The sequence below is a fragment of the Phaeodactylibacter luteus genome, from assembly GCF_007993045.1.
Lineage (GTDB): Bacteria > Bacteroidota > Bacteroidia > Chitinophagales > Saprospiraceae > Phaeodactylibacter > Phaeodactylibacter luteus.
This window is the reverse complement of sequence record NZ_VOOR01000168.1, coordinates 1-742: the sequence shown is the minus strand read 5'-3', so window position 1 is coordinate 742 and position 742 is coordinate 1. Positions and strand designations below refer to the sequence as shown.

Here is a 742-nt window from a genome sequence, read left to right as displayed (position 1 = left end):
CATCAAGATCGTTGACGACGGCAACGGGGGCATGGACACCGTGGTGATCATCTATGACGTGACACCGGTGAACGATGCGCCGGTAGCGATGAACGACAACTATACCTTCAACGAAGATGAGACCTCTACGGGGGATGTGTCGCTGAACGACTCTGACATAGAGACGCCCGACGGCGACCTGATCTTCACGCTCTTGGAAGATGTAGAGAACGGTACGCTCTCTTTCAACCCTGATGGCACCTTCACTTATACTCCGAATGCCGGTTTCAACGGTGCCGACTCTCTGTCCTATCAGGTATGCGATGACGATGCGCTGATGCCGCTTTGCGATACAGCGGTCGCATTGATCAATGTGCAGACCATATTCATCCGCATCCTGCCCCGCGTTTATCTGCAGGGCGCCCTGGTAGAGACGAGCGGCTTCTTCCCTGATGTGCCATTGATGCGCGACGACCTGCGGCAGCAGGGCCTCCTGCCTGCAACAGAGCCATACTCTGGCATGACCGGATTTGTACATTTCGGCGAAGGCGGTGGCGAGTCCATCGACGGGCCAAGTGTATTTGGGGATTACGGCAACAACTCGATAGTCGACTGGGTGTTCATAGAGCTCCGCGATGAGAACAACCCGGCAACGGTCGTAGCCACGCGTGCAGCCCTGCTGCAGCGCGACGGAGATGTGGTAGACGTAGACGGTGTGTCGGCGGTATTGTTCGACGAGACCCTTGCGGGCACCTTCTATGTG

The 742-nt window shown here is 56.7% G+C and carries 1 protein-coding gene; it reads left to right on the top strand.

The features are described from left to right. The coding region (locus tag FRY97_RS22590) for an Ig-like domain-containing protein (protein ID WP_170254855.1) at positions 1 to 742 on the top strand (742 nt) is incomplete at both ends.